11 protein-coding genes are annotated in these 14,578 nt (G+C 53.2%); 7 read left to right on the plus strand and 4 right to left on the minus strand.

The features are described 5' to 3' along the window. Positions 1 to 87 precede the first annotated feature (87 nt). The 6 genes from KTT_RS08065 to KTT_RS08090 all read left to right on the plus strand — a co-directional run bounded on the left by KTT_RS08065 (position 88) and on the right by KTT_RS08090 (position 8,309). Positions 88 to 2,046 carry an LCP family protein gene (locus KTT_RS08065; protein WP_126595488.1) on the plus strand — a complete coding sequence of 653 codons (1,959 nt, stop codon included), beginning with the start codon at positions 88 to 90 and terminating at the stop codon, positions 2,044 to 2,046. Positions 2,047 to 2,587: 541 nt separating this feature from the next. Further along, positions 2,588 to 3,877, plus strand: coding sequence for a TolB family protein (locus KTT_RS08070; protein ID WP_126595489.1), 1,290 nt, complete (start codon positions 2,588 to 2,590; stop codon positions 3,875 to 3,877). A 149-nt stretch (positions 3,878 to 4,026) separates the two neighbouring features. Beyond that, on the plus strand, positions 4,027 to 4,989 hold the full coding sequence (locus tag KTT_RS08075) for a protein kinase domain-containing protein (protein ID WP_126595490.1): 963 nt from the start codon (positions 4,027 to 4,029) through the stop codon (positions 4,987 to 4,989). Positions 4,990 to 5,215: 226 nt separating this feature from the next. Next, complete coding sequence (locus KTT_RS08080) at positions 5,216 to 5,602, plus strand: RidA family protein (protein WP_126595491.1); 387 nt, start codon at positions 5,216 to 5,218, stop codon at positions 5,600 to 5,602. Between the two features lie 17 nt (positions 5,603 to 5,619). After that, a complete protein-coding gene (dnaA, locus tag KTT_RS08085; protein WP_218030857.1) occupies positions 5,620 to 7,164 on the plus strand; it encodes a chromosomal replication initiator protein DnaA in 1,545 nt (514 codons plus the stop codon). 344 nt (positions 7,165 to 7,508) lie between these two features. Continuing rightward, positions 7,509 to 8,309 (plus strand): HAD-IIA family hydrolase, encoded by an 801-nt coding sequence (locus KTT_RS08090; protein ID WP_160145725.1) that lies wholly within the window; start codon positions 7,509 to 7,511, stop codon positions 8,307 to 8,309. A 10-nt stretch (positions 8,310 to 8,319) separates the two neighbouring features. On the opposite strand, the gene KTT_RS08095 is transcribed toward KTT_RS08090, so the two are convergent. The 4 genes from KTT_RS08095 to KTT_RS08110 all read right to left on the minus strand — a co-directional run bounded on the left by KTT_RS08095 (position 8,320) and on the right by KTT_RS08110 (position 11,791). Further along, positions 8,320 to 8,772 (minus strand): hotdog fold thioesterase, encoded by a 453-nt coding sequence (locus tag KTT_RS08095; protein WP_218030858.1) that lies wholly within the window; start codon positions 8,770 to 8,772, stop codon positions 8,320 to 8,322. 55 nt (positions 8,773 to 8,827) lie between these two features. After that, positions 8,828 to 9,454 (minus strand): hypothetical protein, encoded by a 627-nt coding sequence (locus KTT_RS08100; RefSeq protein ID WP_126595493.1) that lies wholly within the window; start codon positions 9,452 to 9,454, stop codon positions 8,828 to 8,830. 256 nt (positions 9,455 to 9,710) lie between these two features. After that, positions 9,711 to 10,886 carry a M20 family metallopeptidase gene (locus KTT_RS08105; protein ID WP_126595494.1) on the minus strand — a complete coding sequence of 392 codons (1,176 nt, stop codon included), beginning with the start codon at positions 10,884 to 10,886 and terminating at the stop codon, positions 9,711 to 9,713. Between the two features lie 227 nt (positions 10,887 to 11,113). Beyond that, positions 11,114 to 11,791: a hypothetical protein gene (locus KTT_RS08110; RefSeq protein WP_126595495.1), complete on the minus strand. Its 678-nt coding sequence runs from the start codon at positions 11,789 to 11,791 to the stop codon at positions 11,114 to 11,116. Between the two features lie 587 nt (positions 11,792 to 12,378). On the opposite strand from KTT_RS08110, the gene KTT_RS08115 reads away from it, so the two are divergent. Then, a complete protein-coding gene (locus KTT_RS08115) occupies positions 12,379 to 14,544 on the plus strand; it encodes a MerR family transcriptional regulator (protein WP_160145726.1) in 2,166 nt (721 codons plus the stop codon). Positions 14,545 to 14,578: the final 34 nt, after the last annotated feature.

Here is a 14,578-nt window from a genome sequence, read left to right on the forward strand (position 1 = left end):
GGCTTCAGGGGGCTATAGCATATATGGGAGGGGAAAAGCTCAAAGAGGTATGATATATATTCAGTGAATAGGAAGCGGGTATAGCAGGTGAAAAATCAATTTGTGCATAAGCCTTCCCGGGATGGCATGGCGAACCAGCAGGGGTCGCCGCCGGGTTCAGCGACTGGACAAAATATAGGTGGGAATAATACAGCTGAGGAACAGCCTCAGGGTCCTTCAGCGCATAAAAGCGGGTTGCTCACCAGGTGGAAAACGGGACAATTGCCCCCTCCTCAAGATCAAAAAGCTGTGCGCACAGACAACTTAAGGAATGAACCTGCAACCGATCCGCTGAGTCAGCGTCAGATGCCAAAACCTGCATCTCAACAGGGTATACCGTCCTCTCGTGCCGGGTCATTTTCAATTCCCGCTGATTCGGTACCAACATCCTACCAGCCCGCAGTTCCAGATATGGTTCCACCATCGCAGATAGGCCTACGGCAGTATCCAGCGGTACCACCAGCACGACCCACTTTTGCGGGTCCTCCCGTGACACCTCAACGACCACGGATCACACGTGATCTTAATGGGTACGCACAGCGTCCCACAACGGGACAATTAAACAATCCAGCGCAGAGTCAGCCGGGTTTCGTCAGTGGACAGTGGCAGAACCCCGCCGCGGCTCCAGCGACTGTGAGCAGAAATGGTTGGGAGAATTATAATCGGCCGGCCTCGGGGGAACCTCCCTACATGGTAGCAGGTCCGTCTAAAACGGGAAAAGCCGATGGTCGCAGGCACATCCCGATCTGGGCCCGCGTGGTGATTGCCATTCTGGCCTTCCTGGTCATTACCGGCGGGGGCGCCTTTGCCTACTATCAGATCAACTTCGCCAATTCGGTTAACGATATCACAGGCAATAGCGCCCTGCACGATATCAACGGCAAAAACAAAACGTCTCAGCAGCCGGTGAATGCCGATCCCCTGACGCAGCGCACAAATATTTTGTTGCTGGGCAGTGATACCGATGGCAAAGGAAATGATATAGCGACTGGCAAGCCGCTGGCCCAGACCGTAATCATTATTACCATTGATCCAAAGACAAATTATGTTGGTATGCTCTCCATCCCACGTGATATGCAGGTCTCAGACCAGATTCTGGGCGGCCAGGCCAAAATTGACCAGATATTTGAAAATGGCTGGCAGGGGAAGACCACAAAAGAGAAAGCGCAGCGCGCCGCCGGGCATACCATGGATGTGATTGAGGAGAACTACGGCATCCATATCGACCACTACGCCTGGGTGGGTCTGCAGGGCTTTATCAAGGTCATTGATACGATCGGGGGAGTAGATATCGACGCCATGCGCCCGGTGGTCGATGATGCCTATCCTGATGACACCAACAACAGTCCTAATGCCTATAACTACAAGCGCCTCGATATCGCGCCGGGTCCACAGCATTTTAACGGCACTGGCGCCCTGGAATATGTGCGTTCACGCCATGCCGACCTGGGTGGAGACTTCGGTCGTACCCAGCGTCAACAGCAGATCTTGAGCCAGATCAAGGTCAAACTGAGCGGTTCGGATATCGTGACAAAGGCGCCCACCATCTTAAGCGATCTGGATGGCTACCTGCTGACCGACCTGACGGTCTCACAGCTGGCCTCCTTTGCCCAGATCGCTAAGAATGTCGACGTCAACAAGGTGGATCGCGTCTCTTTCACAACGGGCTATTCAAATCCGATTCCGGGCAACAGCAACTACGCTCCCAATTGCCAGGCCATCATGGCGAAAATCCATGCCATGTTTGGCATTACGCCAAATTGTATCCCACAGGCTTCTGTGCCGGGCAACACCAGTACAAGCGTGGCCCGGATACAGACCTCGGGAGCCGGCCCCGCTATGGCCACTGCCTCGATAGATAAGGGCTCCAGCCAATCTGGCTCTGGTTATCAACTGACCAGCCTGAACACAGGGAGCGCCATCGTCTCAAATAAGGCGACCTTTAGCAATTTGACGGACCTGATGCTTCTCACCGTTTCTGGCTCATTCAATGCCATGGGGAAATAACAAGCCAGTACTTTCTATGCTAGAACAGGTATCCCGATGACATAGCAAGTACTCCTATCCTAAAGAATAATTGCGATAGTTTTAAAGTGAGATGCATTATATAGTTTGAGCACAATGTTCCCTGGTGCGTTGTTCACCAGTGCACCATTATTTTATAGAGATGATGACAAGAGCTAGTGTCAAGTACCCCACGCCTGAAGGCGGGAGCTTGTAAATAGGGGTGACTTCTGCCCGGCTATTGCAAGCCCGGACTTGACCAGCCCCAGCCAAGGCTTTCTTCGGAAAGCTATCGGGCTACGATATCGGGAGTGTTCAAGAACGTACCTTGAGATGCTTGCCAGTCTCAAGCTCTACAATTACTGAGTTAATCAGCCAGACGGGGTTCGAGGCAGTGCTCAGTGGATATGCAGCCCGGTATCTTCGGCGAGGCACACCTTACTTTGTGCGGAAAAGGGTACCAGCCATCTCTGGCTAGGAGGAGAAACCGCATATTTCTCCTCCTCCCCTTCGGGGGCATTCTTGAAGAACTGCATTGAAAATCATGAAAAAATATCCACCGTGGAAACTGATCATTCTTTTTGCATTGCTCTCCATGAGCCTGCAAGGCTGCCTGGGGCTGGGGGGCGGCGACACCGACTATAAAAGCGTGACAACGGGCAAAAATGGTGACGTCAAAATCAATTCCCAGCAGGCGGTCTTTCAAGGCAAGATATATTTCACCCTTAACCGCAATCTCTACATGCTCGATGGGAAAAATAAAGAGCATCTGATGCAGCTCACCAAAGGAATGGATGTCCGTGACCCAGCGGTCTCGCCCAATGGCAAGCTCATCGCGTTCATCATCCACTACAAGGACTATTCGGACCTGGCGTATATGCCTGCTAGCGGCGGCAAACCGACCATCATCGCCACCGGCTACGGAAAGTTTACGCCCAACGGAGCTTCTGTGCTCAGCACGTACCACTGGTTCGCCCAGCCCGCCTGGGATCCTGATAATGAGCATATCTATTTCTTAGGCGACAATCAGAAACACTACTGGAACCCCGCCTTAGTCGGAAATTATGACGCGGACATCCTCGACCTGCAGGTCTTTAAAATGTCCATTCATGATAAAGAACTGGTTACAGTGGACGATATGGAAAACGCCCAGGCCGTGGCCTACACCTCTATCGGGGCGGGCGGTCTGCGTGATCCAGCGTATCGCCCGGGGCATGCCAACGAACTGGTCTACACCAGCTACAAATATACACCGCCTGACTGGTCCAAATTGGCTATCCAGATCAATATCATTGATACCAATGCCATTCAGAATAGCATCAAACAAGACGCCAACCCGTATAATCCTAAATATCATCCAGGGGTCTATGCTAGCGAGTACGACCCGGGCGTCTCGCTCACTCCTGAGAAGGCCGATCTGACTAATATGCAACCGGCTTTTTCGCCCGACGGCAATACACTGATCTATGTGCGACGCGAGGATGCCACCCACATGAGTCTGTATACCATGCCGGTCGTCAATGGTGTGACCAGCGATCCCAACAATCCAGCCTTTGATCCCAACAGCGATGCCAACACCAAAAAGGGGCTCTCGGGCTATGCACAATCGACAAAGCTGATGACGGGGCAGTACATCAGCCAGCCTGTCTGGTCTCCGGATGGATCGCAGATCGTCTATTACGATTATCACGATAACCTCTTCGATCTCTGGCTGGCAAAGATCGTCAAAGATCCTAAAACGGGGGCGTACAGCATCGACAAGAATAGCATCACGCAACTCACGCAGACGAATGGAAACCTGGACGCCGATTCTCGCGCGGCCTGGAGCCGATAGCCTATGCCTGGTTATCGCTTGCGAAGAGAAAAATTAGCAGATAGACGCTGGTCATGTAACACTCGACGGCATAACTCATTAATGGTATACTACCCTCTGAAGTTAAATTTTCTTATAAAGTATTCGCCCAGGTCGCTCGAGGTGAGACGTTGAACCAATTCGAAGGCACACTGATCGCTGGACGGTACGAGATTCGTGAGCATATCGCTACTGGTGGTATGGCGAGCGTCTTCAAAACCTGGGATCACCGGGTGGAGCGCATTGTCGCGATTAAAGTGTTGCGCTCCCTGGACAAAAATGATCTTCGTGCAGTCGAGCGTTTCCGCCGTGAAGCTCGTGCTGCTGCCGCGCTCGCACATCCGAATGCCGTCACTATTTACGATTTTGTAGAAGAAATGGGTCAGTATTTTCTGGTAATGGAGTATATTCACGGCCCAACCCTGAAACAACTGATTGCACAACGCCGCCAATTACAACCTCGCGAGGCGATAGAGATTGCGGCCCAGGTCTGTGCTGTACTTCAGGTTGCGCATACGCGCGGATTTATTCATCGCGATATCAAACCACAAAATATCATGTTAGCGTGGAGCGGCGGCGCAGGTAGCCTCAGTGATGGAGGCGCATGGGTAAAACTTACCGACTTTGGTATTGTGCGTGTAGCGGAGGATGCGGGCTTAACCAATAGCGGCATCGTGCTTGGCACAGCTGACTATCTGTCACCAGAACAGGCGCGCGGCGAAACCTTGACCGCGTCCTCCGACCTGTATTCTCTGGGCGTGGTGATGTTTGAGATGCTGGCCGGCCGACCTCCCTTTGTGGGCCCGACCGCGGTATCCATCGCGATGCAGCACGCATCAACGAATCCGCCACCGTTGCGCCAGTTCAGCCCGCAGGTTCCCACCGTGCTTGAGCAGCTCGTCAATCGAACGTTGCAAAAAGAGCCCTCCGAGCGGTTTAATTCAGCAGCAGAGATGCAAAAAGCCTTGCGGGCATGCGCGAAAGAGCTCGCACGTAGCAAGTCAGCCTCATTGCCGGTCGGTCAACAATCCTATCCGTCACGTTTCAACGATGGGCAAGGCCACTATCCACCCGCAGGACACAGTCAATTCTGAGTTACGTGAAAAGGCAAAGCCAGGCTATACATTTTTATCCTGTGATGGAGGAAGGTGTGCATCACGCATCTTCCTCCATCACAGGATAAAAAAGGACCGGGCGCGCAAGCGCCCTCCGCAACAAACAACGTGTTTCCTTTAAAAATGGGAGACACCCAACTACTTTCAATTTATATTCAGCGCAAGATAGCATTCGCGTCTACTTGCCCAATGATGGGAAATGCACATGGAATACACACAGATTAGCACATCCGAAGCTCCAGCAGCTATTGGTCCTTATAACCAGGCCATTCGCTATGGACAATTCGTTTATACTTCCGGCCAGATCCCCCTTGATCCGGCCACGGGCGAAATGGTTGGCGACGATGTCCAGACACAGACACATCGCGTGCTACAAAATCTGCAAGCGGTGTTGAAGGCTGCCGGTGCCTCCCTGAATAGCGTCATCAAGACCACTGTTTTTCTGACGCGGATGAGCGATTTCCAGGCCATGAATGAGGTCTACGCCACCTATTTTGGCGATGTGGCGCCAGCGCGCTCGACGATCGCGGTCGTTGAACTGCCTCGCAAAGCGCTGGTTGAAATTGAGTGTGTCGCGCTCGCTCAAGACTAGTGCATGGGGGGATAACGGTGAATACCGCGACTATCTGGCGCACGACCCTGGCACAACTGGACACCACGCCCATTGATGAACTGACCAAGACCTGGTTGCAGGATGCACATCTAGTTGAGTTGTCTGCCGAAACACTGCATGACATCGCGCCTGATGCGGCCGAGCAGGGTCTGCTGGCCTTTACCCTTCAGGTTCCCAATGATCTGGCCGGGGAAATCATTGAGACCCGCTGGCAAAACTTGCTAGAGGATGTATTAAAAGATGTGCTCGGGCAGCCGGCGCTTCTCATTGTGAGGCCCCCGACGCAAGCCGAGCCTGTCGCAGAGACGATGCCACCCATGCATGAACGGGAACAAGAGCCCCAACAGGCTCCACGCCCGGGCCATCAGGCACGGTCTCCACACACGAACCATAACACGAGCAATGCGTATTATGACACTGCACCGGCGCGGCCGCCAACGCAGTCCGAGTTCTCCTACTCCTCTGCTTCGCCTGAGACACTGGAAGATTGGGAGAACGAGCAGCGCGCTAACATGCTGGCTCATAATCGTTTGAATCCACGCTACACCTTCGATGCATTCATCGTTGGCAATAGTAATCGCCTGGCACATGCCGCCTCACTGGCGGTCGCGGAGGCGCCTGGTGAGTCCTATAATCCTCTCTTCCTCTACGGAGGGGTCGGATTGGGCAAGACCCACCTGCTGCATGCCATCGGTCATCAAGGAGTGCAGACAGGTCTGGCGGTCCTCTACGTCTCGTCAGAACAGTTTACCAATGAGATCGTCAACGCCATCCGTTACCGTACTACCGAAGAGTTTCGCGCCAAGTATCGCTCGGTTGATATCCTGCTGGTTGACGATATCCAGTTTATCGCCGGCAAAGAGTCGACCGAGGAAGAATTCTTTCATACTTTTAACAGCCTGTACGAGATGAGCAAGCAGATCGTGATCTGTAGCGATCGTCCTCCCAAGGCCATCTTGAGCCTGGAGGAGCGGCTCCGCTCGCGCTTCGAGTGGGGACTAATCGCCGATATCCAGCCACCCGATCTGGAGACCAGGATGGCCATCCTGCGCGTTAAGGCCGATCTCTTGCATTACCATGTGCCCGATGAGATCATCGCCTACATTGCCAGTCGCGTCCAGACGAACATTCGTGAGTTGGAGGGCTGCCTGAATCGCCTGATGGCCTATCAGCAGTTGCATCGCGTCGAGCTGACGATGGATGTGGCACGTTCCGCCATCTCATCCCTGGGCACAGATAATCGCGAACCGACCTTGAATAGCCGTCAGATCGCTCAGGCGGTCGCCGACTACTACCATATCTCGCTGGAAGCCATGTGCGGCAAGCAGCGCGATAAATATATCGTCACGCCACGCCAGATCGCTATGTACCTTATCCGTCAGGAGACCTCAACCTCCCTGCTGGAGATCGGCCAGCTCTTTGGTGGCCGCGACCACAGCACAGTGCTGCATTCATGCGAAAAGATCGATCGTACCATCAATGTTAATCAAAACTTGCGCCGTGAGATCCTGGCGATCCGCGATCAGCTCATGCGCGAATAAAACCAACCACAAACGGGAAGCGCTCCCTCTGTCGCCACGGTGACAGAGGGAGCGCTTCCCGTTTGCAGCTCAATCCCTGTGATATACTGGATGCGGATCACAGGCGAGGGAAAAATCCGGGGCAGGCCCGGCACCTACGGGGGCCGCCACGCACCCAAAGCCAGCATAACACGGGGAGGTGCAGGAGGGGCGGTTAGCCCCTCCTGCCGGGGGGTTGGGGGTGTCCCCCAACATCCCTCCCTTTTCCTATGTCCCGCCGCAGGCGGGGCGAGCGAGCCGGAGCAAACCCGGCACCGACGGGCACAATCACAACGTTTATATATTTTTGGGAGAACGATGCGAGCATGTTACCACAAATACAAGACCTCACAACCTACCTCATCGACCTCGATGGCGTTGTCTATCGCGGTGAAACCCTCGTGCCTGGCGCGCAGGCATTTATTCACTGGCTGGATGCCAACGCGAAAAAATACCTGTTCTTAACCAATAATTCCTTTGCCAGCGAGACCCAGGTGGTGGGTAAATTGGAGCGACTGGGCATTCAAACCGATCCCAGCCATGTGATGGGAGCCGCGCAGGCAGCTGTGCAAAGCATTCAGCATCGCTTCCCCGAGGCTTCGGTCTATGTGATCGGCGAACAGCCATTGTTTGACCTCGTGACGCAACATCAGCTCAAAGTGGCCAACGACGATTGGCAAAGCACAGACGTGGTCTTTGTAGGACTCGATCGCTATTTTAACTATCAGAAGCTCACGGAGGCGGTACTGGCGATTCGCAAGGGCGCTGCATTCATTGCCATCAATCGCGATCCTCTGCTGCCGATCGCAGGCGGTGCCCTGACAGCGGGCTGCGGAACAATGGTGGCCGCGATTGAGGCTGGCAGCGAAACGACGCCGGAAGTGATTGGGAAACCGGAACCCGCCCTGCTTCAGGAGGCGATGCGCAAGCTGAATAGCAACCCGGAAGAGACGGTGATGATCGGGGATAACCTGGGGGTAGATATCCAGGCCGGGATCGCCGCCGGTACCAGGACCATGCTGGTCTTCTCGGGCAAAGATACACCCGAGAGCCTGGCGAAATCTACCCTCCATCCAGATTATGTCTACGCTGATCTGGCCGCCGTCATGCAGCAGATCCAAAGCTAAAGCGGTCAGCTTATTTTCTCAACAACGGATCGCCTCCATCCGGAGGACGATCCACCACTGCGACCGTGCAGCGCGAGACGCAGATAAGCTTCTCTCTTTCGTCTGTGATGCGCACGTCCCAGACGTGGGTGGAGCGGCCCAGATGGATGGGGGTCGCCACCGCGAGTAGCTCACCATCGCGCTTGGGACGCAGGTGGTTGGCGTTGATCTCCAGTCCAAAGGCCATCTGCCGCGCGCTATCGATGTTCATCACGCTGGCCAGCGAGGCTACCGTCTCCGCCAGTACGACCGAGACGCCTCCATGTAAATAGCCAACCAGCTGCAGGTGTTTCGCAGCGATCGGCATAGAGGCCGCAACCTTCTCCCTGCTGGCCTCTACCACGGTAATATCCAGCGCCTCCAGCACGGTCCCCTGGCTGCTGGCATTTAAACGTTCTAGCATCTCCTGCGATGTGGCATCCATTCCTATGAACCCTCCTTCTTCGATTACAGCCGGGTGTGCGCAATCGTGCCTGCGCTTACTTAGACATGGTCGGGGCATGCTTTGACGTCGAGACCTGATTTGCCTCCCCTTCCTCGATTGGGGCAACAAAAGGTGTTTTTCTGGCGCGCCACCAGAATAGCATGAAGCCCAGGAAGAAGGCCACCAGCCACATCACAATCGTGGCCACAGTAGCTGCCGGCACGTTCTCCCACACCTGGTAAGAGCCATTGGTGATGCCTCCCGAGATGTCGCGATACATACTGAACAGGGGGATACCAATCAGCAAGACCCAGGAGAACCAGCGCGCTTTCCCGGACCAGAAGCGCCAGATAAGCAGATAGCCCAGGCTGCCATAAATAAAGATCGGCGTCAGATAAAATGGCAGGGGAATGTGCAACGTATTCAGAGACCCCATGAACAGATTGGAGAGATGCTGTTGAAAGTCGCTGGGGTTGTGCAGGCCTGATTGCACAAATGTGTAGTGCCACCAGTGGGCCGTATACGCAAGCAGATCAACAGCTATATTAATGACGCCCATGACCAGGCCGCCCAGCAATGAGGCCAGCCAGACCGCCTTTGGGGGCCGTATATACAACATGAACGAGCCATATACGAGCAGCAGAAATGGAACAACATAGAGCAGGAAGATAAACGCTTCCATGTGAAAGAAACTCCTTTGAGAACAAACGAAAAAACTCTGTATACATATCATAGCGCCAGGAAGCGAAAGCAACAAGAAGGACGCACCTTTGGTTTTTTATACTCCGCGCCTGCGGCGCGGAGATATTATGTATGTGTGTAGTGTGCCGGGGCGCCGAGCGCCCCGGCACACTACACACATACATAATATGCTCAAGCTACTGCGCGCCCCGGCACACTATACACATACATACTTTGGGTGCCTCCTGTTACAGGCTTTATTCCTCGGGCAGACACAGGCGCTGGATCAGGCCGGCCAGCAGGGGGCCACGCACCGTGAAAGAGTTGGCCTGCATATGTTCGCGGTCCAGATTATGCATCCCACCACCCACTGGCCCCAGCGTGTCCAGCGTGGGAATGCCGGCGTCCATCAAGATATTGGCGTCGGATACGCCTCCCTTTGGCTCGGCTTTCAGTTCGATTCCCAGGGCCTCGCCTTCTAGCTTAGCCAGTTCGACCAGGCGCTGAACAGCGGCCGTAGGCTCATAAGGATGGCGGCCGGTATTGCGTGTCAGCGTGGTGGTGGTATCGGGCACGCTACTGCTGGCGGCAATCGTCTGCAACGCGGCCGCGGCCGCATCCAATCCACGACGACTAAACGAGCGCACAGAAAGATAGCAACGCGCCATATCAGGAATGACGTTTAAGGGCTCGGTACTGCTTAGCCTGGTAATATTAAAGGTGACCCCGGGAAAAAGAGAGTGCAGATTCTGAATCGCCAGGATCTTGTGCGCCAGCTCAACAACGGCCGAGCGACCCTTGAAAGGCTCAACACCCGAATGGGCAGAAATACCTTTCACCTCCAGTATATACTTATCGGTCCCCTTGCGCGAATGGGTTAAGGAAGACTGCTTGCCCGCCGGCTCCAGCACCAGTGCATAGTCAACCTCGCGCGCGACTTCGCGGATCAAAGAAATGCTCCCCGGTGAGCCCACCTCTTCATCATTGTTGAAGAGCAGGACCAGCTCGCCATACTGGTCAAAACCAGCTTCAATCAAGGCGCGAACCGCGTAAATACCCAGAACAACACCCGACTTCATATCCAACACGCCCGGACCCACCGCGATCCCATCACGCATAGCAAACGGCTGCTCCTGAACCGCTCCGGCCGGATAAACAGTGTCGACATGCCCCATGATCAGGATGCGCCGCTGCCCCTTCCCTTTGCGCCGGGCCAGCAGATTATTGCCATAGCCTGCTGATCCGTGCAGGCTCACCGCGAAATCGTACTCGGTCAACCATTGTTGGAGTATATCCATAATGCGGTTCACGCCCTCAATCTGGCCAGTCCCCGAGTCGATATTCACCAGTGTCTCTAGCTTCTGGAAATATTCTTGCTGGTAGGATTGAAAACTCGCGAGGTAGCTCTGTGCATAGGTAGCGGTCTGTGACATAAATAACTTGTCCTTCGTAGTGCGTTTAACGTCAACGGTGAAGTTAGTCTGCCGCTATTGTATCACAGGAGGTAATCGGGCTCCTGTACTTTGGAGATCCCATTGTTCACCAGCCTGGGGGCGCCACGCCCCCACTCGTGTTTTTATAGGGATCGCGGATATGGTGCCTTCCTCACACTGTATGCGAGGAAGGCACCATATCCGCGATCTCTCATTGAAGAAAAATGCTAGGAAATTTCCTGTTCGTTGAGATGGAAGGTCTGGCGCAATCTTTTGTAAGCCATGCTCAATGAAGCAGCATGGCGGCTTCGCTCCAGTGGATCGTCGGATGGAGGTCGGCGATACTCACGTAGATCGATGCCCACAGTCTTAAATGCCGCCAGTAACTGACTGGTCTCGCCGCTTAAATCAGCATGATTGGCCAGGTCTATCAGCAAGGCGGTACGCTGCTTGACAGGGAAATCAACGATGATACGGGCCAGGGTCATAAGTACAGAGATACGCATAAGACTATCCAGGGCTATTTCAGAAGGGTCTACATCATCTCCATTTGATAAAAGGTAGGGAACCTCTCCATCCTGCGAGGTGGGGCGAATGAGCCGCAGTTCACGCCGACGCAGGTCACGAAAATGATTGTGTGCCACGGTACGCCCAAAACAAGTCATGGAGTGTATCGGCATCCCAATGCCATTTTCTACCAATCGTGTATATTTCAAGGTGCGGATAACCGCCTCTTGCAATATATCATCGGCAATATCATGTTCCTGACCATGCCACGATGTGACACCGGAAGAATAGACCCAACCTAAGATGTAGGGTCGTAATGCACTGTAGAGCTCAAGCCAAACACGATCGCTTACCGCCTGGCGATCAGTTGCCTGTACTATTGGTCGATAGACAGCCATGAGTTGTAACCTCCAGGAAAGACAGGCTATCTTAGAAACCTATCAACCCTTTCTAAATATGGCGCTCACCTAATGCTTGCTTCTGGTTACTGAGCTTTGTTCTGCTTTCATCACTTACTTACTTCAACCTACACCCACAAAGCTTCACATAAAACTCTTCAAACATCTCATATTATTGACTTATCCTTATCAATTTTATAGCATACTAGAGTTAGTAATTCAATGTTTTCTTAGGATCAGCTGATATTTCTATGAGCTTTATCCAAAAAAATCAATATTTATAAGCATCCAGGCAAACATTTTCGGCCATATTTCAACATATTTTCTGACCTTACCATAAATTAACCTGACTTTATTCTGAATTTGGGATGGGAAAGCATAAAAAAATCTTACCCTGCAGCGTTCTTTTTAGAGGAAGGCAAACAGGGATACGGTGATTTTTTTCGCGCATGGAGACAGTTTTTTTAATATACCATTTGCCAAAACGTCATATACAGGTGTACAAGCTATTCGAGCGTGTGTTATGATAGGCAGGAATTCAAAATACATGGGCTATTTCCCACTGTATTTTTTAAAGGAACATGGTGATGGATGAGCGCAACCTACAGCGGATTGCCAGACATCTTAAAGATGAGGCCGCACAACGACGTGTTCATCACAACATCCAGCGAGGGCGCAACGAGGTCACAGTGACAATAGGACGGGCATCGCGTCTCTTCGGCTTTAGTGAAAGCCAGCTACGCGATTGGGAGAAGATGGGGTTGATTAAGCCGATACGCCCACGAGAAGATACCGAGTCACGGCAGATTACAGGCCAACGGCAGTATTCATTTGCTGAGCTAGATAAACTCGCGATCATTCGCGAGTTGCTTGATGAGGCCCACCTGACTCCAGGGGCAATCCCTCCAAATATCAATGAGATCTGGTCAGCATTGGCTTCACCGGCATCTGCGCTATCGGCGCAGGTGTTCGAACAAGAGGCGGATAACCAATCCGTGACCATGGCTACATCATCACCAGATGATAATATCAATAAGCGTGTGACGCTGGCGTATCGTGATCTTACCGCCTGGCGCTTCTATGCTTCGCGGGTGCTCTGGCTGGCCTTGCTGCTGGTCTATGAAAATATCCCGGGCTTTTACGCTGGCCTCGTGCTGCCTGCCCAGGATTACCAGGGCGATGAGATTTTACGCGATCCCGCCAACATTAGCATGGTCGGGCCATCACTGGTCGGCTGGCTGGGCCAGACAGGCTCATTTTTTACCTTCTTGACCCCTGCCCCGGCCTTCGAGTATCCCAGCGATTATATTGTACTGCCATTATGCCCCCCCGACTTGCGTATGCAATTACCAGGCTCGATCGCCTATCGGACCCTGGTGGTGGTGCAGCGCGACGAGATCCAGCATATCCGGCAGCAGGAAAAGGCCATTCGCACGGTGTTGCGCCTGCTGGAACCCCTTTATGAGGATCAACAGCAATGGGAGCATTATATGGGCGATGGTCGGCAGGATGTCATTACGCCAGCAATGGATTTTACTCCCAAGCTGACAGATGCTATCCTGACCAGCCTGGCCAATACAACGATTCGCCTGGGCGGCAAAATGTCCGACGGCCAGAGCCGCTGGCAGGACTGCTGCATTCTCCTGCCCAGTACGCAGAGCCTGCCTCTGCAGCAACGTAGCCTGGTGGTACGAGCCAAGAGCCAGCAGGCGCGTCACACCGTCGGCGTCACCTCGGTCTCTCCCGAGCGCCATGTGACCAGCCTGAGTATCCGCGCGTACCAGAGCAGCCATATCATCTATCGGTCAGAGTTGGCCCGCGAAGATATTCTCGCTCTCCAGCGCGATCTGGAGGGTCCTATTCAGTCGAATATCGCGGTTCCTATCGGTGGCGAAAGCGGACAGCCCCTGGGCGTGCTCTATGTCACCTCTAATGAGCAGGACGCCTTCAACGAAGAAGATCAGCGCATCCTGCGTATTATAGCTAAAATTACTGAAGAACTTTTATATACCTATAAGGTTCGACAGCAGGTCGCGGACACGCTGACCGATATCCTGGAGGATCCTGCCACGGTAGATCCTCTCTTCAAAGATTTTGCTTCCGAGAGCGATTTCCTCCGCGACCTGGCGGAAATCCTGACCACCATCAAAGCGCAGGTGGAACGGGGGCAAGATCCTATGGCCTCGACCGACATCGATGGAACGGTAAAGGAGATCTCTTTTATCGCCATAGATATCGATAGTAATGTACAAGAATCGATTGCTAATAGTTATGGAGATCAGACCCTGCATAATCTAAATAAAGCCATTGGTTTACGCATCCACGATCTCTTGCCAGCACTTTTCTCCAATCACTTCAACTGCACACTCTATCATATTTATGGCAGCATCTATTGCCTCCTTCTACGTGGCTTTACGCTCGAACGTACCAAAAGCAATGCGGAACGCCTGCGGAAGGCTCTAGAGGGAAGCATCGCGGTCAAGCAATCAGAATTACCAGGTGGCACATTAACGCTACCAGATATATCAGTCCACCTCGGGGCTACCTGGTATTCATATGAAAAACTTGCGGAATTTTTATCCCCTCGCCATATGCGGTCGGTGACCGATGTGCGCGCAACCCTTTACCATTCGTTGGATTTCGCGCTCAAGCTCGGAACGGATACCGGGGGCAATATCATCTATGCCTGGGATCCAGTCACCCAGACCTATATGCCGTATCAATCTGGCGAGGAGCAACAACAAAAAAAATAGATACATACCAAAGCGCAGATGGAAGATGGAGGAG

This window comes from Dictyobacter aurantiacus (assembly GCF_003967515.1).
Taxonomy (GTDB): Bacteria; Chloroflexota; Ktedonobacteria; order Ktedonobacterales; family Ktedonobacteraceae; genus Dictyobacter; species Dictyobacter aurantiacus.

Coding starts and splice junctions, on each gene's coding strand:
- KTT_RS08100 (WP_126595493.1), bottom strand. CDS start 9,454: ATGGAAGCGTTTATCTTCCTGCTCTATGTTGTTCCATTTCTGCTGCTC.
- KTT_RS08090 (WP_160145725.1), top strand. CDS start 7,509: ATGTTACCACAAATACAAGACCTCACAACCTACCTCATCGACCTCGAT.
- KTT_RS08095 (WP_218030858.1), bottom strand. CDS start 8,772: ATGGATGCCACATCGCAGGAGATGCTAGAACGTTTAAATGCCAGCAGC.
- KTT_RS08110 (WP_126595495.1), bottom strand. CDS start 11,791: ATGGCTGTCTATCGACCAATAGTACAGGCAACTGATCGCCAGGCGGTA.
- KTT_RS08115 (WP_160145726.1), top strand. CDS start 12,379: ATGGATGAGCGCAACCTACAGCGGATTGCCAGACATCTTAAAGATGAG.
- KTT_RS08105 (WP_126595494.1), bottom strand. CDS start 10,886: ATGTCACAGACCGCTACCTATGCACAGAGCTACCTCGCGAGTTTTCAA.
- KTT_RS08070 (WP_126595489.1), top strand. CDS start 2,588: ATGAAAAAATATCCACCGTGGAAACTGATCATTCTTTTTGCATTGCTC.
- KTT_RS08080 (WP_126595491.1), top strand. CDS start 5,216: ATGGAATACACACAGATTAGCACATCCGAAGCTCCAGCAGCTATTGGT.